The following is a 26,205-nucleotide window of genomic DNA, read 5'->3' as shown; positions in this document are numbered from 1 at the left end:
CCGCTTCATGCGGTGTTGGTGCCTCCGGCGGAGTGAGTTCTACGGAAGGTACCGGCGTGGCGACGGAACGGGGATGGGCACGGCGACTCGCCGGGTACGCGTGGCGGTACCCGAAGGACGTGGTGCTCGCACTCGGGTCGTCCCTGGGCGGCATGGCCCTGATGGCCGTCGTCCCGCTGATCACCAAGGTGATCATCGACGACGTGATCGGCGACCACAGCCGCGGCATGGCGCCCTGGGCGGGCGCGCTGATCGGCGCCGCCGTCCTCGTCTACGCCTTCACGTTCGTCCGCCGCTACTACGGCGGCCGGCTCGCCCTCGACGTCCAGCACGACCTCCGGACCGACATGTACCGGACGATCACGCGGCTGGACGGGCGGCGGCAGGACGAGCTGTCCACCGGACAGGTCGTGGGCCGCGCGACCAGCGACCTCCAGCTGATCCAGGGCCTGCTCTTCATGCTCCCGATGACCATCGGGAACGTGCTGCTCTTCCTGATCTCCCTCGGGATCATGGCCTCGCTCTCCCTGCCGCTGACCCTGGTCGCGCTCGCCGTCGCCCCCGCCCTCTGGTTCGTCGCCAAGCGCAGCCGCTCCAAGCTGCACCCCGCCACCTGGTACGCGCAGGCGCAGGCCGCGGCCGTGGCGGGCGTCGTCGACGGCTCCGTCAGCGGCGTCCGCGTGGTCAAGGGCTTCGGCCAGGAGGAGCAGGAGACCGGCAAGCTGCGCGAGGTCGGCCGGCGCCTCTTCGCGGGACGCCTGCGCACCATCCGGCTGAACGCCAAGTACACCCCGGCCCTCCAGGCCGTGCCCGCGCTCGGCCAGGTCGCGATGCTCGCCGTCGGCGGCTGGCTGGCGGTGCGCGGCCAGATCACCCTCGGCACCTTCGTCGCCTTCTCCACCTACCTCGCGCAGCTCGTCGGACCGGTGCGGATGCTCGCGGTCGTGCTGACCGTCGGACAGCAGGCCCGCGCGGGGGCCGAGCGGGTCCTCGAACTCATCGACACCCGGCCGTCGATCAAGGACGGCACCAAGGACCTGCCCGCCGACGCGCCCGCCACCGTCGAGTTCGACGACGTGTCCTTCGGCTACGAGGAGGGCCGGCCGGTCCTCGACGGACTGAGCTTCGAGATCCGCGCCGGCGAGACGCTCGCGGTCGTCGGCACCTCCGGCTCCGGCAAGTCGACCGTCTCGCTGCTGATGCCCCGCTTCTACGACGTGACGCACGGCGCCGTCCTCGTCGGCGGCCACGACGTGCGTGAGCTGACCACCGCGTCGCTGCGCGCCGCGATCGGGCTTGTCCCCGAGGACTCCTTCCTCTTCTCCGACACCGTCCGCGCCAACATCGCCTACGGCCGTCCCGACGCCACCCAGGACGAGATCGAGACCGCGGCCCGCGCCGCCCAGGCGCACCGCTTCATCGCGGACCTGCCCGCCGGCTACGACACCACCGTCGGCGAGCACGGCCTCACCCTCTCCGGCGGCCAGCGCCAGCGCGTCGCGCTCGCCCGCGCGATCCTCACCGACCCCCGGCTGCTCGTCCTCGACGACGCCACCTCCGCCGTGGACGCCCGGGTCGAGCACGAGATCCACGAGGCGCTGAGCCACGTCATGGAGGGCCGCACCACCCTGCTGATCGCCCACCGCCGCTCCACCCTGAACCTCGCCGACCGCATCGCCGTCCTCGACGGCGGCCGGCTCGCCGACATCGGCACCCACGAGGAACTCCAGGCCCGTTCCGCGCTCTACCGGCGGCTCCTCACCGACCCGGACGAACTCGGCGGCGTCTCCCCGGGCCACGCCCGCCCGGCGGCACCCCGCGAGGACACCTCCGTACGCGAGGAACTGGACGCCGAGTTCGACGCCGAGCGCGGGGTGACACCGCATCTGTGGACGGGCGACCGCGAACCCCGCGACACCGCGCTCGACGGGATGCCCGCCACCCCCGGACTGCTCGCCCAGGTCGAGGCGCTGCCCCCGGCCACCGACGTGCCGGACGTCGACGAGGCCCAGGCGGTCCGGGCCGAGGACTCCTACGGACTGCGCCGGCTGCTCCGCGGTTTCGGCGCCCCGCTGCTCGTCAGCCTCGCGCTGGTCGCCGTCGACGCCGTGATGACCCTGCTGCTGCCCGTGCTGATCCGGCACGGCATCGACCAGGGCGTCACCCGCGTCGCGCTCGGCGCGGTGTGGGCGGCCGCCGCCTTCGGCCTGGTCACGGTCCTCGTCCAGTGGGCGGCGCAGATCGGTGAGACCCGGATGACGGGCCGCACCGGCGAACGGGTCCTCTACGCGCTGCGCCTGAAGATCTTCGCCCAGCTCCAGCGCCTCGGCCTCGACTACTACGAGCGGGAGCTGACCGGCCGGATCATGACCCGGATGACGACCGACGTCGACGCCCTGTCGACGTTCCTGCAGACCGGCCTGGTCACGGCCTTCGTCTCCGTCGTCACCTTCTTCGGCATCATGGGCGCCCTCCTGATCATCGACGTCCAGCTGGCCCTGGTCGTCTTCGTGACCCTCCCGCCGCTCGTCATCGGCACGTTCTTCTTCCGCCGCGCCAGCGTCAAGGCCTACGAACTGGCGCGCGAGCGCGTCTCGCTCGTCAACGCCGACCTCCAGGAGTCGGTGTCCGGACTGCGCATCCTCCAGGCGTTCCGGCGCGAGGACGCGAGCGGAACGCGGTTCACCGAGGGCAGCGACAGCTACCGCAGCGCGCGCATCCGCGGACAGTGGCTGATCTCCGTCTACTTCCCCTTCGTGCAGCTGCTCTCCTCGGTGGCCGCCGCGGCCGTGCTGATCGTGGGCGCCCACCGGATCGACGCCGGCACCCTGTCCACCGGCGCCCTGGTCGCCTACCTCCTCTACATCGACCTGTTCTTCGCGCCCGTGCAGCAGCTCTCGCAGGTCTTCGACGGCTACCAGCAGGCCACCGTCTCGCTGGGCCGCATCCAGGAACTCCTCCAGGAGCCGACCTCGACGAAGACCGCCGAGGAGCCCCTCGACGTGCTGTCGCTGCGCGGCGAGATCGCCTTCGAGGACGTCGACTTCGCCTACGGGCCCGCGGGCGAGACCGAGGAGGCGCTCAGCGCGGTGTCGCTGCGCATCCCGGCCGGGCAGACCGTGGCCTTCGTCGGCGAGACCGGCGCGGGCAAGTCGACCCTGGTGAAGCTGGTCGCCCGCTTCTACGACCCGACCGGCGGGCGGGTCACCGTCGACGGCACCGACCTGCGCGCCCTCGACATCACCTCCTACCGGCACCGCCTCGGCGTCGTCCCCCAGGAGGCCTACCTCTTCCAGGGAACCGTCCGCGACGCCATCGCCTACGGCCGTCCCGACGCCGGTGACGCCGAGGTGGAGTCCGCCGCGCGCGCGGTCGGCGCCCACGACATGATCGCCACGCTGGAGGGCGGCTACCTCCACGAGGTCGCCGAGCGCGGACGCAACCTCTCCGCCGGCCAGCGCCAGCTGATCGCGCTGGCCCGCGCCGAGCTGGTCGACCCGGACGTGCTCCTCCTGGACGAGGCGACCGCCGCGCTCGACCTCGCCTCCGAGGCGCTGGTCAACCAGGCCACCGACCGGCTCGCGGGCCGCCGTACGACGCTCGTCGTCGCCCACCGGCTGACCACGGCCGCCCGCGCCGACCGGGTCGTGCTGATGGACCACGGCCGCGTCGCCGAGGACGGCACCCACGACGAACTGCTGCGCCAGGACGGCCGGTACGCCGCGCTGTGGCGGACCTTCGTCGGCGACCCGGAGCCCGAGGAGCCCGTCGGCTCCACCGCCTGACACCGGAGATCCTGCGGCGCGGCGGACGGAGGACGGGAGTCCCCGCCGCCGCGCGCAACCGTCCGACGTACGTTCTGCGTCCGTACACCCGTACGCTATCTGCGGCGGAAGGGGCCAGAGTGGACCGTGGTGCGATACGTCGACGGCTGACGGTCGGCGTGGCCGTGCTGGCCGCGTCCGCGGTGCTCGCGCTCGTGAGCCCGGGCAGTGCCCAGGCCGCCTCCACCTCCTGCTCGGGCCGCAAGGTCCGCACCCTGTCCTTCGCGACGGGCTCCGTGCAGGTCTACCGCCGCGGCGACTACGTGTGCGCCGTGACCGTCCCCAGGAAGCCGGGCGCCCGCAGGCGGATGTCCGTCAGCGTGCAGGCCCGCGGCGGCCGCCCGGTCGTCGACTCCGGGCGCTTCACCCGTCACGCGGGGCCGGTGACCGTCCACGCGGGCCACCGCTGCGTCCTGTTCAGGGGATCGGTCGGCTCGGGTTCGGTGAACTCGGGCTGGATCCTCTGCTGAGCCGTCACGGGTTCGTCCGGCCGGTGCGGCCGCATCACGACAAACGCACAGATTCACCCAAGGGCCCCTGGTGTCACGGGAGTTGCTCCGCTAGGTTCCGGCGGACATCTGCCACATCCCAGGGAGGGTGCATGCGCAAGGCGCTCAGATGGCTGCTGGCGCTCACGGTGCTCATAGGCACACTGAGCACGGCCGGGGCCGCCACCGCGGCCCCGCCGGAGGCCCACGGCACCACCACCGGCACCACCGATCGGGCCGACGAGGACATCAAGGACCGCCTCCTCGCGATCCCGGGCATGAGCCTCGTCGAGGAGAAGCCCTACACGGGCTACCGGTTCTTCGTCCTGAACTACACCCAGCCGGTCGACCACCGGCACCCGTCCAAGGGCACCTTCCAGCAGCGCATCACTGTGCTGCACAAGGACACCGAGCGCCCGACGGTCTTCTACACCGGCGGCTACAACGTCTCCACCACGCCGAGCCGCCGCGAGCCGACCCAGATCGTCGACGGCAACCAGGTCTCCATGGAGTACCGCTACTTCACGCCGTCCCGGCCGGCCCCCGCCGACTGGTCCAAGCTCGACATCCGGCAGGCGGCCGGCGACCAGCACCGCATCTTCCGGGCCCTCAAGCCGATCTACCACAAGAAGTGGATCGCCACCGGCGGTTCGAAGGGCGGCATGACCGCCACGTACTTCGAGCGCTTCTATCCGCGCGACATGGACGGTGTCGTCGCCTACGTCGCGCCCAACGACGTCGTCAACGACGAGGACTCGGCGTACGACCGCTTCTTCACGCAGGTCGGCACCAAGGAGTGCCGCGACCGGCTGAACGCCGTGCAGCGCGAGGCCCTCGTGCGCCGGGAGCCGCTGGAGAAGAAGTACGCGGCCTACGCCGCCGACAACGGCTACACCTTCACCACCGTCGGCAGCCTCGACAAGGCGTACGAGGCCGTCGTGCTCGACTACGTGTGGGGCTTCTGGCAGTACAGCCTGCTCGCGGACTGCGACACGATCCCGGCGAACGCCGCCACCGCCACCGACGACGAGATCTGGAACTCCGTCGACACGATCTCCGGCTTCTCGTTCTACACCGACCAGGGCCTGGAGCCGTACACGCCGTACTACTACCAGGCGGGCACCCAGCTCGGCGCGCCGACGATCCACTTCCCGTACATCGAACGGAAGTACGTCCACTACGGCTACCAGCCGCCGCGGAACTTCGTGCCGCGTTCCATCCCGATGAGGTTCCAGGCGTCCGCGATGCGTGACGTGGACAGCTGGGTCCGCCACCACGCGCGGCACATGCTGTTCGTGTACGGCCAGAACGACCCGTGGGGCGCCGAGCGCTTCCGCGTCGGTTCCGGTGCGCGTGACGCGTACGTCTTCACCGCCCCCGGGATGAACCACGGGGCGAACGTCGCCGGGCTCGCCGCCGACCAGAAGGCACTCGCCACCGCGCGCATCCTCCAGTGGGCGGGCGTCGCCCCCGCGGCGGTCGCGGCGGACCCGTCGGCGGCCCGGCCCCTCGCGCCGTACGACGCGAAGCTGGACCGGCGTGACGTCGAACGGGAGATGACCCTGCGTCCGTGAGGGTCGGGGCCGCGCCCGCTCCGCTCACACGGGGCGGGCGCAGCCCACCGGCCTCGCGCCGCCGAGCTCGACGTAGAGCGCCGTGACGGCCGGGCACGCGGCACGGCTGGTCACCGCCGACGTCACCCGGTACTCCGGGGGCTTCCTGCCCGTGCCGTCGCACGCCGTCTCGCGGACCTCGCCGCGGCCCGCGCCGTAGACGCAGTCGCCGACGACGGTGCGGGGACCCCCGCCGCCACCCGGGTCGCCGGGGTGCGGGGGTTCGAGGCCGCGCATGCAGGCGTAGCCCTGTGGGACGGTCCCGTCGCCGTCCTCGTCGGAGGCCGGCCTGCTCTCGCTGATGTGCAGCACGAAGTCGGTGGTCGCCGGGCAGGCGGGGCCGTCCGCGGCCCTGCCGTCGTGACGGGCGACCACCCGGGCGGCGGCCCGCTCGCTGGAGCAGGGCACCTCGGTGAAGCTGGTCGTGCCGAACGAACTGCACTCCCCCCGGGCGAGGAAGACCGTTCCGTAGCCGGAGACGCGGGTCGCCGCCGGGGACGGGAGGGGCTCGGTGGCCCCGGCGCCCGACCACCGGTCGCACCCCGCGAGAGCGGCCGCTGCCAGCAGCAGAGCGGCCGTCCCGCCGGCCGGACGCCGGAACACCGAGCTGGCTCGCATGGCTTCCCCCCGTACCCCCGCCCAGCGTGGCCCGCCGGGGCGGGCACACGCCAGACATCCGGGTCCCTTTGGCTCACTTGGAGGTGGGCCGCCGGGTGAGCTGCGTACGGCTAGTACGTCAGGCCGTACCCGATCGGATACAGCACCTGCGTCGGGTCGTCCGCCCGCTGCACGGCCACCGGGAGCGTGCCGCGCGGCTCCGCCCGGCCGGCGATCACCCGGGCGGCGGCGCGCACTTCGACGTCGATCCAGGAGTAGGCGGCCACGCAGGCGCCGACCCCGGGGAGCTGGGCGACGTCGTACGGGTTGCGGACGGAGACGGCGACCACGGGCACGCCCGTGGCGACGAGCCGCTCGACGAGGGTCTTCTGGGACCCCGTCGCCGTGACGTTGTACGTGGCGACGACCACGACGTCGGCGCCGCCGGCCGCGCTGACGGCCTCGGTGATCTTCGCCGCCGTCGGTGCCGTGCCCGTGGACAGGGCAGTGGCGGTGAAGCCCAGTTCGGTCAGGGCGCCCGCGAGCACGGTGGTGGGTGGCCCGTCGGAGAGCGAGGGGGAGGCCGGGTCGGCACCCACCACGAGCACCTTCGGGGTCCGACGCCGGGACAGCGGGAGCAGCTTCTCCTTGTTGACCAGCAGGGTCGTGGTCCGTTCGGCGATCCGGTCGGCCTCCCTGAGATGGGCGCGGGTGCCCACCACCCGGTCGACGGCCGCGTCCTTGACGTACGGGTCGCTCAGCAGGCCGAGCTTCGCCTTGAGCCGCAGGACGCGCAGGATCGATTCGTCGAGGCGGGCCTCGGTCAGCTCGCCGCCGCGGACCGCGTCCAGTACGGCGTTCCACGCGACGTGCAGGTCCGGTGGGTTGAGGAGCTGGTCGACACCGGCCTTCAGGGCGAGGACCGGGACGCGGTCGTCGCCGTACTTCGTCCGCACGCCCTCCATGCCGAGCGCGTCGGTCACCACCACTCCGTCGTAGCCGAGTTCGCCGCGCAGGATGCCGGTGAGGATCGGGTGGGAGAGGGTGGCGGGGTCGCCGGCCGGGTCGAGGGCCGGGACCATGATGTGCGCCGTCATGATCGAGTCGATGCCGGCCCGGATCGCCGCGCGGAACGGCACCGCGTCGAGCTTCTCCCACACCTCGCGGGTGTGGGTGATGACCGGGAAGCCGAAGTGGCTGTCGACGGCGGTGTCGCCGTGCCCGGGGAAGTGCTTGGCCGTGGCGGCGACGGCCGAGCTCTGGTAGCCCTTCACCTCGGCCGCGACCAGGCCGGCCACGGCGTCCGGGTCGGCGCCGAAGGAACGGACGCCGATCACCGGGTTGGCCGGGTTGACGTTCACGTCGGCGTCGGTGGAGTAGTCCTGGCGGATGCCGATCGCGCGCAGCTCGGCGCCGCTGATGGTGCCCACCGTCCGGGCGTCGGCCCGCGAGCCGCCCGCTCCCAGCGCCATGGCGCCGGGGAACAGGGTCGCGGGCTTGCCCACGCGGGCCACTATCCCGTGCTCCTGGTCGGTGGAGATGAGCACGGGCAGCCCGCGCGGCTGGTCCAGCGAGGCGCGCTGGATGCCGTTCGACAGGTCGGCGATCTGGTGCGGGTCGCGGGTGTTGTGCGCCCAGGCGAAGTAGATGATGCCGCCGACGCGGTACTTGGCGATCAGCTCCTCGGCGGTCCTGACGCCGATCTCCGCGAGGTTGGCGTCGATGTCGGCCTGATCGGGCGCGGTGGCCGAATGGCCGTAGACCCGCATCACGAACAGCTGGCCGACCTTCTCCTCCAGGGTCATCCGGGACACGATGGCGCGCAGCGCCTTGTCGCCGTGCGGGGCGCGGGCGCCGGACGCGTGGGCGACGGGCCCCGTGGCCAGTGCGGCGGTGACGCCCGCCGTCGCGGCGAGAACCGTGCGCCGGGAGGGTCTTGACGGTGTGTTCGGCCCGTCCGGACCGGACGGTCCTGCGGTGCTTCCCGTGCTGGAGTCGCGCACAAGCGCTCCTTCCCTCGTGAAGGAAACTTCCAAGGAGCCACGAATATCCAGGAAGTTTCTTCCAGTCAAGGGTGTGCACAGTAACGGGAGGTGGGCCGCCACCGGCGCAGTTGGAGGGGGGCGCGCCGGTGGCGGCGTGCTGCCGGCCGCAGGCGGCGGAGAGGGTAGGTCAGCGATCGCAGCCAGCAGCGAGGCCGACACCGCTCTGCGGAGACTCATCCGGCAGCATGCGGTTGGGACGAAGCGGGAGGACCCGGGGTTCCCGGAATCGGGGAGAACGCCACAAGTCGGTACGGGCGGGGCGCGGGGGACCGGTGGGCCGTCGTGCCCGGCGCCCAGGAGAGCCCGGTGCCGGGGAGGGCGTGGTGCCGAGGAGGTGCCGAGGAGGGGGTGGTCCCGGTGGCGCGGAGTCGGCGGTGTCCGCGTGCCGGGCCGCGGGGGCCCTGATCCGATCGGGACCGTGTCCTTGGCGGGCGGTCCGGCCGGATGCCGAGGAGGGCGTGGTCCCGGTGGCGCGGAGTCGGCGGTGTCCGCGCGCCGGGCTGCGGGGACCTTGATCCGATCGGGCCGGTGCCCCTGGCAGGCGGTCCGGTCGGGCCGGTGCCCCTGGCGGGCGGTCCGGTCGGGCCGGAGGGCGCGGGGCGTGGTCCACCGGGTCGGGGCGGGCGGCCCCCCGCCGACCCGGTCGGGGGGCGGCTCAGTTCCGGGCCGACACCGCGGGCCAGTGGGCCTGGAGGGTGCGGACCGTCTCCGCGATGGCCGGCCGGCGAGCCGCTCCCGAGCGCCACAGCGCGTACAGGCGGCGCACCGGCAGCGGATCGAGCGGCACCTCCACGACCCCGGGGGGCAGGGGTCCGCGGCCGAGCCGGGGGATGAGGGCGACACCGAGGCCCGCCGCGACGAGGGCGACCAGCGTCGGGTTCTCGTCGGCCTGGTGGACGATGTCCGGCTCGCAGCCCGCCGCGCGCAGCGTGCGCACCAGCCAGTCGTGGCAGACCCGCCCCGGCGGCTGGCAGATCCACCGCTCGCCGCCGAGGTCCTCCCGCCGCACCGCGTCCCGTCCGGCGAAGGGATGCCCGGCCGGGACGAGCAGATCGCACAGGTCCTCCCCGATCGCGGCCTGCTCGACACCGGGTGGCGCGGGCAGCGGGGCGATGTCCCAGTCGTGCGCGATCGCCAGATCGACCGCCCCCCGGGCCACCAGGTCGACGGACAGGTGCGGGTCCACCTCCGTCAGCCGGGTGTCCAGCGCCGGATGGCGGACGGCCAGATCGGCCAGTACGGCGGGCAGCAGACCCCTGGCGGCCGAAGCGAACGCGGCCACCGTCAGCCGTCCGGCGGGCAGCCCCCTGCGCTCCTCCAGCTCCGTCTCGGCGCGCTCCACGATCGCCAGCAACTGCTGCGCGGTGGCCGCCAGTTGCTCGGCTGGCTCGGTCAGCCGGACGCCGCGCCCGCGCCGCTCCAGCAGTACCGTCCTGGTCTCCCGCTCCAGCTTGGCGATCTGCTGGGACACGGCGGAGGGGGTGTAGCCGAGCGAGGCGGCGGCGGCGCCGACCGTGCCGTGCACCGCCACGGCGTGCAGGGCGCGCAGACGCTGGAGATCGAGCATGGGGGCCTCCCGGGACACGACGTCGCTCGCGGCCAGCATACGTAAGCGCTGCTTCATCCATTCATGCAGACATCCGCGCTGGTGCTACACGGTGGGTTCGTCCGATGCTCGACGCATGCGCCCCGCCCACATCGCCCTCGCCGTCCTCGTCGCCGCCGTCTGGGGCGTGAACTTCACCGTCATCGAGGTCGGCCTCGACCACTTCCCGCCCCTCCTCTTCTCGGCCCTGCGCTTCCTGGTGGCCGCCCTGCCCGCCGTGTTCCTCGTGGGCCGCCCCAAGGTGGCGTGGAAGTGGATCGTGGCCGTCGGACTCGCCCTCGGCGTCGCGAAGTTCGGGCTGCTGTTCATCGGCATGGACGCCGGGATGCCCGCCGGCCTGTCCTCCCTCGTGCTCCAGATCCAGGCGGTGTTCACCGCGCTCTTCGCCTTCGCCTTCCTCGGCGAACGCCCCACCCGCGTCCGGGTGGCGGGCATGGCGGTGGCCCTGTGCGGGGTGGCCCTCGCCGCCGTCGACGAGGGCACGGCAGGACCGCTCGGCGCCTTCGCCCTGGTCATCGCGGCGGCCGCCTGCTGGGGTGTCTCCAACGTCCTCACCCGTAAGGCGTCCCCGCCCGACCCGCTCAACTTCATGGTGTGGGTGAGCACCGTCCCCGTCCTCCCGCTGCTCGGCCTCTCGCTGCTCACCGAGGGGCCCTCCCGCGACCTCGACGCGCTGCGCGCCCTGGACCGGCAGGGCGTCGGAGTCGTCGTCTACGTCGCCTGGATCACCACCGTCTTCGGTTTCGGCGCCTGGGGCTGGCTGCTGCACCGGCATCCCGCGTCCACCGTCGCCCCCTTCTCCCTGCTCGTCCCGGTCTTCGGGATGTCGTCGGCCGCCCTGTTCCTCGGCGAGTCCGTCGGCCCGCTGCGCTGGGCGTCCGCCGCCCTGCTGGTGGGCGGGGTCGCCCTCACCTCACGGACACCCCGGGCCGCCCGGGCGGCGCGCACAGCGCTCTTGTCGAGCCCGGCGCCGGCGGTTAGCGTCCCGACGGACAGCGCTCCCCGCGCCTGCGACCCGACCGGGAAAGCGGTCCGCCCATGACCTCCGAAGCCCCCGCCCCCGCCGTCACGCTCGCCGTCGTCGGTGCCGGCGACCGGGGGACCGGCCACGCGCGCTGGGCCCTGGACCATCCCGGGCGGGCCACCGTCGTGGCCGTCGCCGAACCCCGTGAGACGCGCCGGCGCCGCTTCGCCGCCGCCCACGGCCTGGAGCCGGACGCCGCCGTCGGGGACTGGCGGGACCTCGCCGAGCGCGGCCGGATCGCCGACGCCGTCCTGATCTGCACCCTCGACCGCGAACACCTCGAACCGGTTCTGCGGTTCGCCGCCCTCGGCTACCACATCCTGCTGGAGAAGCCGATGGCCCTCACCGAGGACGAGTGCCGGCGGATCGTCGACGCCGTCGAGCGCGCCGGGGTGACCCTCGCGGTCGGGCACGTCCTGCGCTACACCCGCTACACCCGCGCCGTGAAGGAGGTCGTCGACTCCGGGCGGCTCGGCGACGTCGTCAGCGTCCAGCACCTGGAACCCGTCGGCTTCTGGCACCAGGCGCACTCCTTCGTGCGCGGCAACTGGCGCAACACGCAGGAGGCGACGTCGATGCTGATGGCCAAGTCCTGCCACGACATCGACTGGCTGCAGTACGTCCTCGGCCAACCCCCCGTCCGCGTCTCCAGCTTCGGACGCCTCTCGCACTTCCGTCCGGAGAACCGGCCCGAGGGCGCGGCCGACCGCTGCCTCGACTGCTCGGTGGAACCCGACTGCCCCTACTCCGCCCGGCGCGAGTACGGTGACCGGCTCGCCCGCGGCGAACACCACTGGCCGCTCAGCGTGCTCCTCGACGACTTCACGCCCGAGGCGCTGGAGACGGCCCTGCGCGAGGGCCCCTACGGGCGGTGCGTGTACGCCTGCGACAACGACGTGGTCGACCACCAGGTGGTGTCGATGGAGTTCGCCTCCGGGGCCACCGCCACCTTCACCATGACGGCGTTCACCGAACAGGCCGACCGCCGGACCCGGATCTTCGGCACCCGGGGCGAACTGCGCGGCGACGGCGAGAACGTGAGCGTCTACGACTTCCTCACCCGGACCGAGGAGGCCGTCGACCTCGGCCGCGCGGGCGGCATGGACGCGGCGGGCGGGCACGGCGGAGGCGACGCCGGCCTGATGGACGCCTTCGTCACCGCGGTCGCCACCAAGAACCCCGGCCTGGTGAAGTCCGGCCCGCGCGAGTCCCTCACCAGCCACCTCACCGTCCTGGCCGCCGAACGCGCCCGGCACGCCGGCACCGTGGAGATGGTCTAGGCCCGGCCGTCACGGGTGTCCGGCGCAATCCCGGTCCGCCAACCCGGCCGCCGTGGAGCGCAGTTGACCGCGCACGGCGGTCAGTACCGGATCGGACTCCGCGCCCGCGCGCACGGCCGCGAACACGTTCCTGGACGGCCGCGCGCCCAGGATGCCCAGCAGGGCGAGCCGTCGGTGCTCGTACAGCGGCCGGACGAGCCGAGGGACCAGGGCCACCCCCCGGCCCGCCTCCACCAGCGCGGCCAGGGCGCCCCAGTCGTCGACCGCGTGCCGGACGTCCGGGGTGAAACCGGCGGCGGCGCAGACCGAGCGGGCCACCGCGCCGCAGCAACTGGCCGGGTCGCCGACGATCCAGGGCTCACCGGCGAGTTCGCGCAGGTCGACGGAGACGCCGCCCGCGAGCCGGTGACCGGCCGGCAGCGCCAGGTCCAGGACGTCCCGGAGCAGGTCGAGACGGTGGTAGCGCCGGTCGGTGTGCGGGGGAGCGGCCGCGAAGTCGACGGCCACGGCGAGGTCGACCTGCCCGGCGTCCAGAGCGGTGAACAGGTCCGGGGGCTCCGCCTCGACGACGTCGATCCGCACGTGCGGCAGCCGGTCCGCCAGTGCCGTCAGCGTGTCCGGGAGCAGACCGAGGATGCCGCTGGAGAAGCAGCCGACCGTCACCGTTCCGCGGCCGCCTCCGTCGTAGGCGGCCAAGTCGGTCCGCGCGCGCTCCAGTTGCGCCGCGATCAGATCGGCGTGCGCCAGCAGCACCCGGGCCTGCCCGGTCAGCCGGACGCCCCGGCCGTCCCGTTCGGTCAGCGGCACGCCCACCTCGCGGGCGAGCGCGGCGAGTTGCTGGGAGACGGCGGAGGGCGTGAGGTGCAGGGCCTCGGCGGTGCGGGCCAGGCTGCCCCGCCGCCGGAGCTCCCGCAGCACGGTCAGGCGACGCAGATCCATGGTGAAGGTCTCGCTTACCTGTTCCACCGGAAAAGATTAACTGGACCGATGGCCCCGCGGTCGGAAACGATCGGCCCATGACCACGGACGACCGGAGCGGGACCCCGCCCACCACCGACGAGCGGCCCGCCACCCCGCTCACCGCCCGGGACGGCGCGGGCGGCGAGCGCTCGTTCCTCATCCTGCACGGCTGGCAGAACCACCGCCCCGCCGGCCACTGGCAGCGCCTGCTGGCCGACCGCCTCGGCGAACGCGGGCAGCACGTCGTGTACCCGCAGCTGCCGGACCCCGACACGCCGGACCCGGACGTGTGGCTCGCCGAGTTCGCCCGCCACCTCGACGCGTTGCGGGGCACCGAGCGGGTGGTCCTCGCGCACAGCGCCTCCGCCGTGCTGTGGCTGCACGCCGTCGCCCGCGCGCTGCCGGGCCTGGACGGCGTCGACAGGGTGCTGCTGGTCGCCCCGCCCTCGCCCTCCGTCCTCGCCGGTCTGCCGGAGATCGCCGCGTTCACCCCGGCCGGGCTCGACGCGCACGCACTCCCCGGGTCCGTCCGGCTGGTCGCAGGCGACGACGACCCGTACTGCCCGGAGGGTGCCGACGCCGTCTACGGCGACCCGCTGGGCATCCCCACGGAGATCCTGCCCGGCGCCGGGCATTTGGACCTGGACGCCGGGTACGGGCCGTGGCCGGCGGTGCTGGACTGGTGCTTCGACGGTTCGGTCCGGCTCACCGGCCGCTCGGGCTAGCGCGCCCGGCTGCCCGTGCCCGGGTCACGTCCCGGCCCCTCTCGTCCCGGATCCGGCGGGCCGGGCCGCCCTCACGCCCGCTGCGCCGCCTCGGTCGCCCGCTTCTCCGCCTCGGCGACGAGCCGGGCGAGGTGCTCGCGCCCCGCTCCCAGCAGCCCCTCCAGCGGCTCCGCCCGCTCGTACCACCGCTTCTCGTACTCCCAGCACAGCCAGCCGTCCCACCCGTTCCGCACGAGGACGTCCACGCACGCGCCGAGCGGGAGGACCCCCGCGCCGAGCGCCAGCGGGGTGGTGTCCCCGGCCGACGCGATGTCCTTGACCTGCGTGTATCCGAGGAACGGCGCCAGCGCCGGGTAGGTCTCGTCGGGGTCCTCGCCGCCGAGCCAGGTGTGCATCACGTCCCACAGGGAGCCGACGTGGTGATGGCCGACCCGGCCGAGGACCCGCATCGCGTCCACGCCGGTGCGGTGCGAGTCGTGGGTCTCCAGCAGGATGCGCACGCCGAGGCCGGCGGCGTACTCCGCCGCGGTGCCGAGCCGCCGGGCGGCCGTCGCGTCCGACTCCGCGGCGCTCGCTCCGGGATCGCCGCCGGGGAAGACCCGGACGAACGGAGCGTTCACGTCCCGTGCCAGTTCGGTCAGTTCGCGCATCTCGCGCAGCACCGGCGTGTCGTCGCCCGGTTCCGCGACCCGCGCGTAGCCCGCGACGCCGAGCACCTCGACCCCGCCCGCCGCGAACTCCGCCGCCACGGCGGCCCGTTCACCCGCCCCGATCCCGGGATGCACGGGCTCCTCCGGGTGCGCCCGCAGTTCGACGCCCTGATAGCCGTGCGCGACGGCCAGCCGCACGACGTCCGCGACGGGCAGCCCGGGCACACCGAGAGTGGAGAACGCCAGCTTCATGGCCGGGACCCTACGGCCTCCCCGACGGACACCCAAGACCGCCCCGGCCCCCGGGAGACGGGACCCGTCCCGGTACGGCCGGTCCCGGACCGGGGCGCACCGCCGGCGACGCCCCGGTCTCCCCGCACGGCGCCGGACTCTCCACGCCTGTACCGAAGTTCGGCGGCTGGTGGGACGGCCGGGTCCCGGACGCGGGTACCCGTCCCGCGGCGCCGGCCACGGCCCACGGCCGAGGCGCGCAGCCGTGAGACCGACACGCGGACCGGAGGGGGCGGCAAGCTCCGGGGCCCGCAACATCCGGGATACCGGGAAGGTGCCGGGAGAAGCCCCGCCTCCCGGGACACCTGGGGCACTGGACGCCGGAGGGAACCTCACCCGCGGGACGCCGGGGAGGCCTCCCGTGGAGAGGGATGGGGAGTCACCCCCGGGGAGCCCCGGTGGACCCTCGTACCATCAACTCGCCCCGGACCGTGGCGATCCCGCCCGGCGGAGGGTCCTCGCGGTTCATGGCGATGCGGCCGGCGCGGGCGCCCGCCTCGGAGAGCGGCAGGCGCACGGTCGTGAGGGCGGGGACGGCGTCGACGCTGAAAGGCAGGTCGTCGAAGCCCGCCACGGACACGTCGTCCGGGATGCGCAGCCCGGAGTCGCGCAGCGCCGCGCAGGCACCCAGGGCCACGGTGTCGTTCGCGGCGACGACCGCGGTCAACTCCGGTGCGCTGCGCAGGAGTTCCAGGGTCGCCTCGTACCCGGAACGGCGGTCGTAGCGGCCGTGCACGGTGAGCCGCGGATCCTCCTCGACGCCGTGTGCGGCGAGCGCGGCACGGTGGCCCTCCAGCCGGTGGCGCGTCGTCGTGCGCTCCTCGGGGCCCGCGATGTACCCGACCCGCCGGTGGCCGAGGCCGAGCAGGTGGTCGGTGAGCTGCCGGCCGCCGCCGCGGTTGTCGAAGGTGAGCGCGATCGCGTCCGGGGCGTCCGGCGCGGGCGGCCGCCCGCAGAGCACCACCCGGGTGCCCGCCTCCGCCAGCCGGCGCAGCTTCGCGGCGACGGCGGCCGCGTGCCCCGGGTTCTCGATGGCGCCGCCGGTGAGGACGACCGCGGCGGCGCGTTGGCGCTGAAGGAGCGTGAGGTAGGTGAGTTCGCGCTCCGGGGAGCCGCCGGTGTTGCACACCACCCCGAGCCGCTCCCCGCCCGCGCGCCCCCCGGGGCCGCCGATCTCGGACTGGATCGCGGCGGCCATGATGCCGAAGAAGGGGTCGGCGATGTCGTTGACCAGGACGCCGACGAGGTCGGAGGTCGCGGCGGCCAGCGAACTGGCGGGACCGTTCAGCACGTAGTCCAGCTCGTCGACCGCGCGCAGCACCCGCTCCCGCGTGGAGGAGGCCACGGGATAGTTCCCGTTCAGCACGCGCGACACCGTCGCGGGAGAGACCTGCGCGCGGGCCGCCACGTCCGCCAGGGTCACCGTCATCTCGTCGTCCTCCGGTCGCGCGTCCCGTCGTACCTCGTCGTACGGCGGCTACGTCGTCGTGCCTGGTCATGCCTCGTCGAAACGGCGTCGAACACGGGGGCGGGGCCGGACGCGCCGCCTCCCGTGGTCGGGGTTCGTGCAGACCATACGGCCAACGGCCCCCGTCGTTCGCCCCCTCGAACAACTCGACCTGGCGACGGTCTTGTCCCGAACAGTGAACAGAGGCTAGCTTCTCACCGCATAGAAAGCGCTTGCTGTCATGCTCGTCCGAGTGTGCGCGGCGCCTGACGCGGACGAAGGGAACGACGTGACACGCAAGACGGTGCGCATCGCCATGAACGGCGTGACGGGGCGCATGGGCTACCGCCAGCACCTCGTCCGCTCGATCCTCGCCCTGCGCGACCAGGGCGGCCTCGACCTGGGCGACGGCACCGTGCTGTGGCCCGAGCCGGTCCTCGTCGGGCGCCGCGAGCCCGCCCTGCGGGCGCTCGCCGAACGGCACGGTCTCGACCACTGGTCGACCGACCTCGACGCCGTCCTCGCCGACCCCGACGTCGAGATCTACTTCGACGCCCAGGTCACCTCCGCCCGCGAGGAGGCCCTGCGCAGGGCCGTCGCCGCGGGCAAGCACATCTACACCGAGAAGCCGACCTCCACCGGGCTCGACGGGGCGCTCGCCCTGGCCCGGCTCGCCCACGCGGCCGGCGTCCGGCACGGCGTCGTCCAGGACAAGCTCTTCCTCCCCGGCCTGCTCAAGCTCAAGCGGCTGATCGACGGCGGCTTCTTCGGCCGCATCCTGTCCGTCCGCGGGGAGTTCGGCTACTGGGTCTTCGAGGGCGACTGGCAGCAGGCCCAGCGGCCCTCCTGGAACTACCGCTCCGAGGACGGCGGCGGCATCGTCGTCGACATGTTCCCGCACTGGGAGTACGTCCTGCACGAGCTGTTCGGCCGGGTCACCTCGGTGCAGGCACTCACCGCCACCCACGTCCCCCAGCGCTGGGACGAGCGGGACAAGCCCTACGACGCCACCGCCGACGACGCCGCCTACGGCATCTTCGAGCTGGAGGGCGGCGCGATCGCCCAGATCAACTCCTCCTGGGCCGTGCGCGTCCACCGCGACGAACTCGTCGAGTTCCAGGTCGACGGCACGGAGGGATCCGCCGTCGCGGGACTGCGCAACTGCCGCGTCCAGCACCGCGGCACGACACCGAAGCCGGTCTGGAACCCCGACATCCCCGCCACCTACTCCTTCCGCGACCAGTGGCAGGAGGTGCCCGACAACGCCGAGTTCGACAACGGCTTCAAGGCCCAGTGGGAGCTGTTCCTGCGGCACGTGTACGCCGACGCCCCCTACCGCTGGGACCTCCTCGCGGGCGCCCGTGGCGTGCAGCTCGCCGAACTGGGCCTGCGCTCCTCGGCCGAGGGCCGCCGTCTCGCCGTACCGGAGATCACGCTGTGACCATCCGACTCCCCGGCACCGACGGACGGTTGCGGTCCTACGAGCCGCGCACCGACCCCCTCGTCGTGCTCCCCGACGGCGCGCCCCTCGCCTCCCGCACGGTCTTCTCGGCCGCCCACGTCGTCGCCGACCCGTACGCCGACGTATCGCCCGGCGCGCCCGCCTCCGTCGACTGGGACGCCACCCTCGCCTTCCGCCGCCACCTGTGGTCCCACGGCCTCGGCGTCGCCGAGGCCATGGACACCGCGCAGCGCGGCATGGGCCTCGACTGGTCCACCGCGGCCGAGCTCGTCCGCCGCTCCGCCGCCGAGGCGCGCGCCACCGGCGGCGCCATCGCCTGCGGTGTCGGCACCGACCAGCTCACCGGTCCCGCCACCCTCGACGAGGTCCGGGCCGCCTACGAGGAACAGCTCGCCCTCGTCGAGGGGTCGGGCGCGCGGGCGATCCTGATGGCCTCCCGGGCGCTCGCCGCGACCGCCGCCGGACCCGAGGACTACCTCGACGTCTACGGCCACCTGCTGCGGCAGGCCGCCGATCCGGTGATCCTGCACTGGCTGGGCCCGATGTTCGACCCGGCCCTGGAGGGCTACTGGGGATCCGGCGACCTGGACGCGGCGACCGAGGCGTTCCTGGAGGTGATCGCCGCCCACCCGGACAAGGTGGACGGCATCAAGGTGTCCCTGCTGGACGCCCGGCGCGAGGTCGACCTGCGCCGCCGCCTCCCGGACGGCGTCCGCTGCTACACCGGCGACGACTTCAACTACCCCGAGCTGATCGCGGGTGACGAACAGGGCTTCAGCCACGCGCTGCTCGGCATCTTCGACCCGCTCGGACCGGCCGCCGCACGGGCCGTCCGCGTCCTGGACACCGGAGACGTCAAGGGATTCCGCGAACTCCTCGATCCCACGGTCGAGTTGTCCCGTCATCTCTTCGAGCACCCGACCCGCTTCTACAAGACCGGCGTCGTCCTGCTGGCCTGGCTCGCCGGCCACCAGGAGCACTTCACGATGGTGGGCGGACTCCAGTCGGCGCGCTCCCTGCCGCACCTGGCCCGCGCCTACGAACTGGCCGACGGACTCGGCCTGTTCCCGGACCCGTCGCGCGCCGAGACCCGGATGAAGAGCCTGCTGGCCGTGTACGGAGTGACCTCATGAACAGCCTCGCCCGGTTCTCCGTCAACCAGATGACGGTCAAGCAGCTCTCCCTGCCCGACCTCGTGAAGTCCTGCCTGACACTCGGCGTCGGGGGTGTGGGCCTGTGGCGCGAACCCGTGCGCGCCCACGGGGTGGAGGCGGCCGCCGCTCTGGTCCGTGACGCGGGCCTGACGGTCACCAGCCTGTGCCGGGGCGGCTTCCTCACCGCCCTCGACCCGGCCGGGCGGGCGAACGCCCTGGACGACAACCGCGCCGCGGTCGACGAGGCGGCGACCCTGGGCACGGACACCCTCGTCCTGGTGTCGGGCGGACTCCCGGCCGGCTCGAAGGACCTGCACGGCGCCCGGGAACGCATCGCCGACGCCCTCGCCGAACTGGGCCCGTACGCCGCCGCGCGAGGTGTGCGGCTCGCCGTCGAACCGCTCCACCCGATGTACGCCGCCGACCGCTGCGTGGTCTCCACCCTCGCGCAGGCACTCGACCTCGCCGAACGCTTCCCGGCCGAGCAGGTCGGCGTCACCGTCGACACGTACCACCTCTGGTGGGACGACACCGCCCCCGCCCAGATCGCCCGCGCGGGCGCCTCCGGCCGCATCCACGCCTTCCAGCTCGCCGACTGGACCACGCCGCTGCCGGAGGGCGTCCTCAACGGCCGCGGCCAGCTGGGAGACGGCTCGATCGACTTCCGGGAGTGGCGCGGGTACGTGGAGGCGGCCGGGTACACGGGGCCGATCGAGGTCGAACTCTTCAACGACGTCCTGTGGGCCCGGGACGGCCACGAGGTGCTGGCCGAGACGTCCGCACGGTACCTGGAGCACGCCGTCTGACCCCGGATCCGACCCCCGGGAAAAAATCTTCAGAAGTTCGTGCAACCCTTCCCGCACCTCGCGGGTCGTACTTGGCATCAGGACACCTGGAGGGGGATCTGGGGGGATCGCGGGGTTCTGATACGGAGGGGAAAGCCGAGGGGCCCGGTCGACGGACCGGGCCCCTCGAAACTTTTCCGCACCGCACCGCACCCGGGCGGGCCGCTCCGGCGCGGAGCGCGCGGACCGGCGGATCAGAAGAAGACCCCGCAGCGCAGCAGCACGTTCGCGTACGGCCGGGCCTCACCCGTGCGGACCACGAGCCGCGCACCCGCCGACAGCGACTTCAGCTCCTCGTGCCCGACCAGGACGAGACCGGGCACCCGCGCCTCCAGCAGGTCCGCCGTCGCCGGGTTCGCCTCCCGCACCTCGCGCGCCGCCGTCCCGCTCTCCACCACCAGCTCGGCCAGCAGCCCGTCCAGCACCTCCGCGAAGGACGGCACACCCGCCCGGAACGCCAGGTCGACGACGCGCGGCCCCGCCGGGATCGGCATCCCCGCGTCACACACCAGCACCCCGTCCCCGTGACCCAACTCCGCGAGCGCGCCCGCCAGATGACGGTTCAGGATTCCGGACCGCTTCACAGCGCGGCCACCTCCTCGGCGGTCGGGAACGACTCCTGCGCCCCGGCCCGGGTGACCGCGGCGGCACCGACCCGGGCCGCGTACCCGGCGGCCTCCGTCAGCGACTCCCCGCACCCCAGCCGCCAGGCCAGCGCGGCGGTGAAGGCGTCGCCCGCTCCCGTCGTGTCCACGGCCGCGACCCGCACCGACGGCACCCGGATCCGGGCGCCGGCCCGCTCCGCCACCAGCGCGCCCGCCGCGCCCAGCGTGACGACCACCGACCGCGGGCCGAGCGCGAGCAGCGCCGTCGCCCAGTCCTCGGGGGAGTCCCCGAGACCGTCCCCGGCGATCACCCGTGCCTCGTGCTCGTTCACGATCAGCGGGTCGCACGCGGCGAGCACCTCGGAGGGCAGCGGACGCGGCGGCGACGGGTTCAGCACGAGACGACCGCCCTCCGCGAGACTCCGTACGACCTCCACGACCGTCTCCAGCGGGATCTCCAGCTGGGCCGACACCACCCGGGACGCGTGGAAGAGGCTCCCGGCGGCCCGGACGTCCTCCGGGGCGAGCCGGCCGTTGGCACCCGGCGACACCACGATGCTGTTGTCCCCGGAGGGATCCACCGTGATCAGCGCGACCCCGGTCGGAGCGCCGCCGACGAGGACGCCGACGGTGTCGACGCCGGCCGCGCGCTGCGCGTCGAGCAGCAGCCGTCCGTGGCCGTCGTCGCCGACCCGGGCGAGAAGCGCCGTGCGCGCCCCGAGCCGGGCGGCGGCGACCGCCTGGTTGGCGCCCTTTCCGCCCGGGTGGACGACGAGATCGGAGCCGAGCACCGTCTCGCCCGTCGCCGGCCGCCGCTCGACCCGGACCACCAGGTCGGCGTTGGCCGATCCCACGACCAGGAGGTCGTAGTCGTACATGAACTGTCTCCCTGCAGAGATGAGTCGAGCCGATGTGCGCGGGACCGGGGGGCGGGCCGGCAGGTGCCGGCCCGCCGCCCCCGGTCCGGTGTCAGCCGCCGAACCCGGCGACGTTCTCCTTCGTGACGACCTTCACCGGCACCTTCACCGTCTCCTGGACCTTCTTGCCCTCGGCGGCCCGCAGCGCGTTGTCCACCGCGATCCGGCCGAGCTCCTTCGGCTGCTGGGCGACGGACGCGTACAGCGTTCCCGCGGAGACCGCCTTCAGGCCGTCGGGCGTGCCGTCGAAGCCGATGACCGAGACCGACTTCCCGGCCTTCGAACCGAGCGCCTTGACCGCGCCGAGCGCCATCTCGTCGTTCTCGGCGAAGACGCCGTCGACGTCGGGGTGCGCCTGGAGCAGGTTCGTCATCACGTCCAGGCCCTTGGTGCGGTCGAAGTCCGCCGGCTGCCGGGCGACGACCTTGATGCCGGGGTACGCCTTCAGACCCTCGGCGAAGCCCGCCCCGCGCTCACGGCTCGCGGACGTGCCGGCCAGACCCTGGAGGATCACGATCCTGCCCTTGCCGCCCAGCTTCTCGGCCAGCGCCTTCGCGCCCAGCTTGCCGCCCGCCACGTTGTCGGAGGCGACGAGAGCCGCCGTCTTCGCCTTGTTGACACCCCGGTCGACGCCCACGACGGGGATGTCCGCCTTGTTCGCCGAACGGACCGAGGGGCCCGCCGCGTCCGAGTCCACCGGGTTCACGATGATCGAGCCCAGCCCCGAACTGGTGAAGTTCTGCAGCTGGTTGGCCTGCTGCGAGGCGTCGTTCTGCGCGTCGGTGACGGTCAGGTCCACCCCGCGCCTCTTCGCCTCCTGCTGCGCGCCCGCCTTGATCTGCACGAAGAACGGGTTGTTCAGCGTGGAGAGCGACAGGCCGACCTTCTGCGTCGTCGAGGTGGACGAACCGCCGTGCACGAAGGACATCGCGCCGACGACAGCCGCCGCGACCACGGCCGCGATGACGTACGTCGCCGCCTGCTTGCGCCGGTCCCCGCCCGAGGCACCCCCGCCGGCGACCGGAGTCGCCCCGGCCTTGCGCCGCACGGTGTCGAGCAGCACGGCCAGCGCGATCACCACACCGATGACGACCTGCTGCCAGAACGCCGAGACCGACAGGAGGTTGAGGCCGTTGCGCAGGACCGCGAGGATCAGCGCGCCGATGAGCGTGCCGGACGCCTTGCCGGTGCCGCCGGCCAGCGAGGCGCCGCCGATGACGACGGCCGCGATGGCGTCGAGTTCGTAGCCCTGCGCGGCCTGCGGCTGCGCGGAGGACAGCCGGGAGGCGAGCACGATGCCCGCGGCGGCGGCGAACAGGCCGGAGAGGGCGTAGATCGCGAGCTTCTGCTTCTTGACCCGCAGGCCCGACAGGCGCGCGGCCTCCTCGTTGCCGCCGATCGCGTACATGGACCGGCCGATGTACGTACGGCCGAGGATCACGGCCGTGATCAGGCCCATGACGGCCATGACCAGGACCGGCACCGGCAGCCAGCCGCCGAGCGTGTCACCGAGGTGCGAGACCGAGTCGGGGAAGGCGATCGGGCTGCCCTGCGAGATCACCAGCGACAGACCGCGGCCCACCGACAGCATGGCCAGCGTCGCGATGAAGGGCGGCAGTTTCCCGTACGAGATCAGCACGCCGTTGACCAGGCCGCAGGCGATGCCGGTGGCGACCGCGAGGAGCACCGCGATCCAGACCGGTATGCCCTGTGATGTCGCCGTCCAGGCGAGGACGGTGGCCGACAGGGCGGCGACCGAGCCGACCGACAGGTCGATGCCCGCCGAGACGATCACGAAGGTCACGCCGAACGCGAGGATGGCGGTGACGGCCGCCTGGACTCCGATGTTCAGCAGGTTGTCCGTCGTCAGGAAGTCCCCGGACAGGGCCGACATCGCGATGACGAGGACGATGAGCGCGGTGAGCGCCCCGTTGTCGAGCAGCAGGCGGCGGACCGCGGAGGCGCCGCTCGTGCCCGCTGTGCTCGGTTGCGTGTCAGTGGCCACGGGGGGCCTCCTTGTCGTTCTCGTTCGTGGAGTCGTTCGTGGTGTCGTTCGGGTGCGCGGTGGGGGGCGTGCTGACGGCCAGGGCCATCACGGAGTCCTGGGTCGCCCCGTCCGCGGTGAGTTCGCCCGCGATCCGGCCCTGGGCCATCACGAGGACCCGGTCGCTCATGCCGAGGACCTCGGGCAGATCGCTGGAGATCATCAGGACGGCGGCACCCGCGGCCGTCAGTTCGTTGACGAGCTGGTAGATCTCGACCTTGGCGCCGACGTCGATGCCCCGCGTCGGCTCGTCGAGGATCAGCACCTTCGTGTCGGCGAGCAGCCACTTGCCGATGACGACCTTCTGCTGGTTGCCGCCGGACAGGGTGCGCACGTGCTGGCCGAGCCCGGCCATCCGGACACCGAGCTGCCCGGCGATCCGCGCCGCCGCGGCCCGCTGGCCCTTGAGGTCGACGAGCCCGCCGTGGGTCGCGGAGCGCAGCGTGACCAGGCCGAGGTTCTCCTCGACGGAAGCGTCCAGGAGGAGGCCCTGGCCCTTGCGGTCCTCGGGCACGAGCCCGATGCCGGCCTCCATGGCCGCGTTCACGTCGCCCCGCCGCAGACCTGCCCCGGCCACCTTCACGGAACCCCGGTCGTAGGGATCGGCGCCGAAGACGGCCCGGACCACCTCGGTGCGGCCCGCGCCCACGAGCCCCGCGATGCCGACGACCTCACCGGCCCGCACCTCGAAACTCACGTCGTGGAACACCCCGTCCCGGGTGAGCCCCTCGACGGTCAGCAACGCGTCGCCGGCGTCCGCCCGTTCACGCGGATACTGCTGCTCGATGGAGCGTCCGACCATGAGGCGGACGAGTTCGTCCTCGGGCGTGGAGGCGGGCACCTGACCGACGCTCCGGCCGTCGCGGATGACCGTGACCCGGTCGCCGAGGGCGGCGATCTCGTCCAGGTGGTGGGTGATGAAGACGACGCCGACACCGTCCTCGCGCAGCCTGCGCACGATCCGGAAGAGCTTGTCGACCTCCCCCGAGGTGAGCACGGCGGTCGGCTCGTCCATGATCAGGACACGGGCGTCCAGGCTCAGCGCCTTGGCGATCTCCACCATCTGGAGCCGGGCGACGCCCAGTTCACGCACCCGCGCGCGGGGGGACACGTTCACGCCGACGCGCTCCAGGAGCGCCGCGGCGTCCGCCTCCATCCTCTTGCGGTCGATCAGCCCGAAGCGGCGCGGCTGCCGGCCCAGGAAGATGTTCTCGGCGACCGTCAGATCGGGGACGAGGTTGAACTCCTGGTAGATGGTGGCGATCCCGAGCCGCTCGGAGTCCTGGGCGCCGTGGATGCGCACCTCCTCGCCGTCGACGAGGACGCGTCCCGCGTCGGGCCGGTAGGCGCCGGAGAGCATCTTGATCAGCGTGCTCTTGCCCGCGCCGTTCTCGCCGAGCAGCACGTGCACCTCGCCGCGGCGCAGGTCGAAGTCGACGCTGTCGAGCGCGACCACGCCGGGAAAGGTCTTGCGTATGCCCTCGATGCGCAGCAACGCGTCCTGGCCGCTCACGTCCTGGTCGCTCACGACTGGCTCCTTCGTACGGGGGACTGCTGTGCGGGGGCGGGCCGCACGGGGGCCTGCCCGGTCGCCGGGGCGCCGCACGAGCGGCGTACGACGAGACGGGCGGGGAGGGTGACGGACCGCGGGGTCCGTCCCTCGATGCGGTCGACCAGGGCGCGGACGGCGGCCCGGCCCAGTTCGCCCGTGGGCTGGGCGATCGCGGTGACCGGCGGATCGGTGTGCACGAACCAGCGGATGTCGTCGAACGCGGCGAGCGCGATGTCGTCGGGGACCCGCAGCCCGCGCGCGCGGACCGCGTCCAGCGCGCCGAGCGCCATCAGGTTGTCGGCGGCGAAGACGACCTCGGGCGGTTCGGCCAGGTCGAGGAAGGCCTCGGTGGCGCGGCGGCCGCTCTCGGCCTGGAAGTCGCCCTGCCCGATGTAGGCGTCGGGCAGCGCGATCCCGAACGCGGCGAGGGCCTCGCGGAAGGCCTCCACCCGCTCGCTGCCGGTCGTGGTGGCGGCCGGGCCCGCGATGATCGCGAGCCTGCGGTGGCCGAGGCCGTGCAGATGGGCGACCAGGTCCCGGACCGCCGCGCGTCCGTCGGCCCGGACCACCGGCACGTCGAGACCCGGGATCCAGCGGTCCACGAAGACCATCGGTGTCCCCGCGCGCGCGGCGTCCAGCATGCCGGGGGAGCCGCCGTCGGTGGGGGAGACCAGCAGGCCGTCGATGCGCCGGTCCAGCAGGGTCCGTACGTGGTGGTCCTGGAGGTCGGGCCGCTCGTCGGCGTTGCCGATGATGACGCTGTAGCCGAGGGCGCGGGCCTCCTCCTCGACGGAGCGGGCCAGTTCGGTGAAGTACGGGTTCAGCACGTCGCTGATGACCAGGCCGAGGGTGCGGGTCTGGTCGGTGCGCAGGGAGCGGGCGACGGCGTTCGGGCGGTAGCCGAGGCTCCGCACGGCGGCCAGCACGCGGGTGCGTGCCTCCTCGCTGACCGACGGGTGGTCGTTCAGCACCCGCGAGACCGTGGCGACGGACACGCCTGCCTCGGCGGCAACGTCCTTGATGCTCGCCATCGTCGCTCCACCTCCTCGTGGAATCGATTACACGGAGGATTGGAA

The 26,205-nt window shown here is 73.4% G+C and carries 20 protein-coding genes; 9 read left to right on the top strand and 11 right to left on the bottom strand.

Features of this window, described 5'->3' with window-relative positions; genetic code table 11:
* Positions 1-56: 56 nt before the first annotated feature.
* From B0675_RS04250 to B0675_RS04240, 3 genes are all read left to right on the top strand, one after another.
* Positions 57-3,785: an ABC transporter ATP-binding protein gene (locus B0675_RS04250; protein WP_081217390.1), complete on the top strand. Its 3,729-nt coding sequence runs from the start codon at positions 57-59 to the stop codon at positions 3,783-3,785.
* A 119-nt stretch (positions 3,786-3,904) separates the two neighbouring features.
* Positions 3,905-4,294, top strand: coding sequence for a hypothetical protein (locus B0675_RS04245; RefSeq protein ID WP_081217389.1), 390 nt, complete (start codon positions 3,905-3,907; stop codon positions 4,292-4,294).
* Positions 4,295-4,425: 131 nt separating this feature from the next.
* Positions 4,426-5,886, top strand: coding sequence for a S28 family serine protease (locus B0675_RS04240; protein WP_081217388.1), 1,461 nt, complete (start codon positions 4,426-4,428; stop codon positions 5,884-5,886).
* Between the two features lie 24 nt (positions 5,887-5,910).
* Here B0675_RS04240 and B0675_RS04235 read toward each other — a convergent pair whose 3' ends face one another.
* From B0675_RS04235 to B0675_RS04225, 3 genes are all read right to left on the bottom strand, one after another.
* Complete coding sequence (locus B0675_RS04235; RefSeq protein ID WP_081217387.1) at positions 5,911-6,543, bottom strand: hypothetical protein; 633 nt, start codon at positions 6,541-6,543, stop codon at positions 5,911-5,913.
* Between the two features lie 110 nt (positions 6,544-6,653).
* Positions 6,654-8,525, bottom strand: a complete 1,872-nt coding sequence (locus tag B0675_RS04230; RefSeq protein ID WP_081217386.1) for a glycoside hydrolase family 3 protein — start codon at positions 8,523-8,525, stop codon at positions 6,654-6,656.
* Positions 8,526-9,222: 697 nt separating this feature from the next.
* Complete coding sequence (locus B0675_RS04225) at positions 9,223-10,134, bottom strand: LysR family transcriptional regulator (protein WP_081221576.1); 912 nt, start codon at positions 10,132-10,134, stop codon at positions 9,223-9,225.
* A gap of 115 nt (positions 10,135-10,249) precedes the next feature.
* On the opposite strand from B0675_RS04225, the gene B0675_RS04220 reads away from it, so the two are divergent.
* Together B0675_RS04220 and B0675_RS04215 are read left to right on the top strand one after the other, a co-directional pair.
* Positions 10,250-11,215 (top strand): EamA family transporter, encoded by a 966-nt coding sequence (locus tag B0675_RS04220; protein ID WP_081217385.1) that lies wholly within the window; start codon positions 10,250-10,252, stop codon positions 11,213-11,215.
* Positions 11,212-12,477, top strand: coding sequence for a Gfo/Idh/MocA family oxidoreductase (locus B0675_RS04215; RefSeq protein ID WP_081217384.1), 1,266 nt, complete (start codon positions 11,212-11,214; stop codon positions 12,475-12,477). The genes B0675_RS04220 and B0675_RS04215 overlap by 4 nt, the downstream gene beginning before the upstream one ends.
* Before the next feature lie 9 nt (positions 12,478-12,486).
* Here the strand turns inward: B0675_RS04215 and B0675_RS04210 are convergent, their stop codons facing one another.
* Positions 12,487-13,443 (bottom strand): LysR family transcriptional regulator, encoded by a 957-nt coding sequence (locus B0675_RS04210; RefSeq protein ID WP_241539692.1) that lies wholly within the window; start codon positions 13,441-13,443, stop codon positions 12,487-12,489.
* 50 nt (positions 13,444-13,493) lie between these two features.
* Between B0675_RS04210 and B0675_RS04205 the strand changes: the two genes are divergently transcribed.
* Positions 13,494-14,162: an alpha/beta hydrolase gene (locus tag B0675_RS04205; protein ID WP_081217382.1), complete on the top strand. Its 669-nt coding sequence runs from the start codon at positions 13,494-13,496 to the stop codon at positions 14,160-14,162.
* 71 nt (positions 14,163-14,233) lie between these two features.
* On the opposite strand, the gene B0675_RS04200 is transcribed toward B0675_RS04205, so the two are convergent.
* Both B0675_RS04200 and B0675_RS04195 read right to left on the bottom strand, forming a co-directional pair.
* Positions 14,234-15,064, bottom strand: coding sequence for a sugar phosphate isomerase/epimerase family protein (locus tag B0675_RS04200; RefSeq protein ID WP_081217381.1), 831 nt, complete (start codon positions 15,062-15,064; stop codon positions 14,234-14,236).
* Positions 15,065-15,482: 418 nt separating this feature from the next.
* Positions 15,483-16,532: a LacI family DNA-binding transcriptional regulator gene (locus tag B0675_RS04195; protein ID WP_081217380.1), complete on the bottom strand. Its 1,050-nt coding sequence runs from the start codon at positions 16,530-16,532 to the stop codon at positions 15,483-15,485.
* Positions 16,533-16,839: 307 nt separating this feature from the next.
* Between B0675_RS04195 and B0675_RS04190 the strand changes: the two genes are divergently transcribed.
* Genes B0675_RS04190 through B0675_RS04180 form a run of 3 tightly spaced genes read left to right on the top strand, consistent with a single transcriptional unit; the run spans position 16,840 to position 19,972 of the window.
* Positions 16,840-17,991 carry a Gfo/Idh/MocA family oxidoreductase gene (locus tag B0675_RS04190; RefSeq protein WP_081217379.1) on the top strand — a complete coding sequence of 384 codons (1,152 nt, stop codon included), beginning with the start codon at positions 16,840-16,842 and terminating at the stop codon, positions 17,989-17,991.
* Positions 17,988-19,145: a dihydrodipicolinate synthase family protein gene (locus B0675_RS04185; RefSeq protein WP_081217378.1), complete on the top strand. Its 1,158-nt coding sequence runs from the start codon at positions 17,988-17,990 to the stop codon at positions 19,143-19,145. Before B0675_RS04190 ends, B0675_RS04185 begins: the two co-directional genes overlap by 4 nt.
* Positions 19,142-19,972, top strand: a complete 831-nt coding sequence (locus tag B0675_RS04180; protein WP_081217377.1) for a sugar phosphate isomerase/epimerase family protein — start codon at positions 19,142-19,144, stop codon at positions 19,970-19,972. Before B0675_RS04185 ends, B0675_RS04180 begins: the two co-directional genes overlap by 4 nt.
* Positions 19,973-20,205: 233 nt before the next feature.
* On the opposite strand, the gene rbsD is transcribed toward B0675_RS04180, so the two are convergent.
* The 5 genes from rbsD to B0675_RS04155 form a co-directional block, all read right to left on the bottom strand.
* Positions 20,206-20,595: a D-ribose pyranase gene (rbsD, locus tag B0675_RS04175; RefSeq protein WP_081217376.1), complete on the bottom strand. Its 390-nt coding sequence runs from the start codon at positions 20,593-20,595 to the stop codon at positions 20,206-20,208.
* Positions 20,592-21,494 carry a ribokinase gene (locus B0675_RS04170; protein ID WP_081217375.1) on the bottom strand — a complete coding sequence of 301 codons (903 nt, stop codon included), beginning with the start codon at positions 21,492-21,494 and terminating at the stop codon, positions 20,592-20,594. Before B0675_RS04170 ends, rbsD begins: the two co-directional genes overlap by 4 nt.
* A 91-nt stretch (positions 21,495-21,585) precedes the next feature.
* Positions 21,586-23,538 carry a substrate-binding domain-containing protein gene (locus tag B0675_RS04165; protein WP_081217374.1) on the bottom strand — a complete coding sequence of 651 codons (1,953 nt, stop codon included), beginning with the start codon at positions 23,536-23,538 and terminating at the stop codon, positions 21,586-21,588.
* A complete protein-coding gene (locus tag B0675_RS04160; RefSeq protein ID WP_081221575.1) occupies positions 23,528-25,090 on the bottom strand; it encodes a sugar ABC transporter ATP-binding protein in 1,563 nt (520 codons plus the stop codon). Before B0675_RS04160 ends, B0675_RS04165 begins: the two co-directional genes overlap by 11 nt.
* Positions 25,091-25,101: 11 nt before the next feature.
* On the bottom strand, positions 25,102-26,160 hold the full coding sequence (locus B0675_RS04155) for a LacI family DNA-binding transcriptional regulator (protein ID WP_081217373.1): 1,059 nt from the start codon (positions 26,158-26,160) through the stop codon (positions 25,102-25,104).
* Positions 26,161-26,205 lie beyond the last annotated feature (45 nt).

The sequence above is a fragment of the Streptomyces sp. M41(2017) genome (assembly GCF_002078175.1).
In the GTDB taxonomy this organism is placed as follows: domain Bacteria; phylum Actinomycetota; class Actinomycetes; order Streptomycetales; family Streptomycetaceae; genus Streptomyces.
This window is presented reverse-complemented; position numbering and strand designations above follow the sequence as displayed.

Bases quoted from the DNA above. Each gene is read 5' to 3' on its own strand.
- B0675_RS04220 (WP_081217385.1), top strand. From the start codon at position 10,250: ATGCGCCCCGCCCACATCGCCCTCGCCGTCCTCGTCGCCGCCGTCTGG.
- B0675_RS04180 (WP_081217377.1), top strand. From the start codon at position 19,142: ATGAACAGCCTCGCCCGGTTCTCCGTCAACCAGATGACGGTCAAGCAG.
- B0675_RS04195 (WP_081217380.1), bottom strand. From the start codon at position 16,532: ATGACGGTGACCCTGGCGGACGTGGCGGCCCGCGCGCAGGTCTCTCCC.
- B0675_RS04155 (WP_081217373.1), bottom strand. From the start codon at position 26,160: ATGGCGAGCATCAAGGACGTTGCCGCCGAGGCAGGCGTGTCCGTCGCC.
- B0675_RS04225 (WP_081221576.1), bottom strand. From the start codon at position 10,134: ATGCTCGATCTCCAGCGTCTGCGCGCCCTGCACGCCGTGGCGGTGCAC.
- B0675_RS04240 (WP_081217388.1), top strand. From the start codon at position 4,426: ATGCGCAAGGCGCTCAGATGGCTGCTGGCGCTCACGGTGCTCATAGGC.
- B0675_RS04170 (WP_081217375.1), bottom strand. From the start codon at position 21,494: ATGTACGACTACGACCTCCTGGTCGTGGGATCGGCCAACGCCGACCTG.
- B0675_RS04235 (WP_081217387.1), bottom strand. From the start codon at position 6,543: ATGCGAGCCAGCTCGGTGTTCCGGCGTCCGGCCGGCGGGACGGCCGCT.
- B0675_RS04200 (WP_081217381.1), bottom strand. From the start codon at position 15,064: ATGAAGCTGGCGTTCTCCACTCTCGGTGTGCCCGGGCTGCCCGTCGCG.
- B0675_RS04205 (WP_081217382.1), top strand. From the start codon at position 13,494: ATGACCACGGACGACCGGAGCGGGACCCCGCCCACCACCGACGAGCGG.
- B0675_RS04215 (WP_081217384.1), top strand. From the start codon at position 11,212: ATGACCTCCGAAGCCCCCGCCCCCGCCGTCACGCTCGCCGTCGTCGGT.